This is a genomic window from Hirschia sp. (assembly GCF_058892565.1).
Genome location: NZ_JBZXVU010000044.1, coordinates 1 through 1,994, shown reverse-complemented (window position 1 = coordinate 1,994; position 1,994 = coordinate 1). Strand labels below are relative to the sequence as shown.

The following is a 1,994-nucleotide window of genomic DNA, read 5'->3' as shown; positions in this document are numbered from 1 at the left end:
GACTTCACCCCAGTCGCTGACCCTACCGTGGTCGCCTGCCAAATTAGCGCAGCGCCTTCGGGTAGAACCAACTCCCATGGTGTGACGGGCGGTGTGTACAAGGCCCGGGAACGTATTCACCGTGGCATGCTGATCCACGATTACTAGCGATTCCAACTTCATGTTCTCGAGTTGCAGAGAACAATCCGAACTGAGACAGCTTTTTGGGATTATCCCATTGTCACTGCCATTGTAGCACGTGTGTAGCCCCACCTGTAAGGGCCATGAGGACTTGACGTCATCCCCGCCTTCCTCCCGATTGACTCGGGCAGTCTCTCTAGAGTGCCCAACTAAATGCTGGCAACTAGAGATAAGGGTTGCGCTCGTTGCGGGACTTAACCCAACATCTCACGACACGAGCTGACGACAGCCATGCAGCACCTGTCACTATGTCCGAAGAAAACTCCATCTCTGGAGTGAGCATAGGATGTCAAAGGTGGGTAAGGTTCTGCGCGTTGCTTCGAATTAAACCACATGCTCCACCGCTTGTGCGGGCCCCCGTCAATTTCTTTGAGTTTTAATCTTGCGACCGTACTCCCCAGGCGGAGAGCTTAATGCGTTAGCTGCGTCACCAACAAGCATGCTTGCTGACAACTAGCTCTCATCGTTTACGGTGTGGACTACCAGGGTATCTAATCCTGTTTGCTCCCCACACTTTCGCACCTCAGCGTCAGAAATAGTCCAGTCAGTCGCCTTCGCCACTGGTGTTCCACCGAATATCTACGAATTTCACCTCTACACTCGGTATTCCACTGACCTCTCCTATCCTCTAGACTAGCAGTTTAAAAGGCAGTTCCAGGGTTGAGCCCTGGGATTTCACCTCTTACTTACTAATCCGCCTACGTGCGCTTTACGCCCAGTAATTCCGAACAACGCTAGCTCCCTTCGTATTACCGCGGCTGCTGGCACGAAGTTAGCCGGAGCTTCTTCTCCGGGTACCGTCATTATCTTCCCCGGTGAAAGAATTTTACAACCCTAAGGCCTTCATCATTCACGCGGCATGGCTGGATCAGGGTTTCCCCCATTGTCCAAGATTCCCCACTGCTGCCTCCCGTAGGAGTCTGGACCGTGTCTCAGTTCCAGTGTGGCTGATCATCCTCTCAAATCAGCTATAGATCGTAGTCTTGGTAGGCCATTACCCCACCAACAAACTAATCTAACGCGGACCGATCTTTCTCCGATAAATCTTTCCCCCTAAGGGCGTATACGGTATTACACCTCGTTTCCAAGGGCTATTCCGTAGAGAAAGGCACGTTTCCACGCGTTACTCACCCGTCTGCCACTCACTCCGAAGAGTGCGTTCGACTTGCATGTGTTAAGCCTGCCGCCAGCGTTCGTTCTGAGCCAGAATCAAACTCTCAAGTTGAGTTGACCTGACGAATCAAATAGTAATCTTCTATCTGATCGCTGTTTAAAGCGTTTGCACTTTTTGACGGGAGACCCGTTCATTGTCATATAAACTAAGTAAACTTAGTCTATCGTTCTATTGAACTGGTCTTCCTTTATAAAAAACGCAAACCGTCGTTGTCGAATGTTGAATATGAAGCCGAAGCTTCAAAATTCAGCAAGCACGACGCCGCCTGCGTTTCTCTTCCAATCTTACAATGTCAAACATCTACAAAACTTCGCTCAAACATCCCAACTTAATGAGACAGGAGCGCTGCGGGCTCGAACCCTTAATTGTAACCTCCGGCCAGATATCCATCTTAGCGTTTCGGCGAAGGTGCAGGATATAATGTCCAGCACCGTGTCCGTCAAGAACTATTTTTAATTAATTTCAGGACAGTCCGAAGACCAATCAAATGCACCTCAGTGCCAGAAATTAACTAAAAACAACGACTTAGTGGGCGACTTATTAAGTTGCCCGCAGAACCGTTTGTTCTCAGCGGAGAGAGGCGGTGTATAACGACCGACCCTCAGCTCGTCAACCACTTATTTTAAGTAATTTTCAGAAG

1 rRNA gene is annotated in these 1,994 nt (G+C 49.5%); it reads right to left on the bottom strand.

The features are described 5' to 3' along the window. Window positions 1-1,405 (bottom strand): 16S ribosomal RNA (locus AC5EF3_RS15030); the annotation flags it as partial. Window positions 1,406-1,994 lie beyond the last annotated feature (589 nt).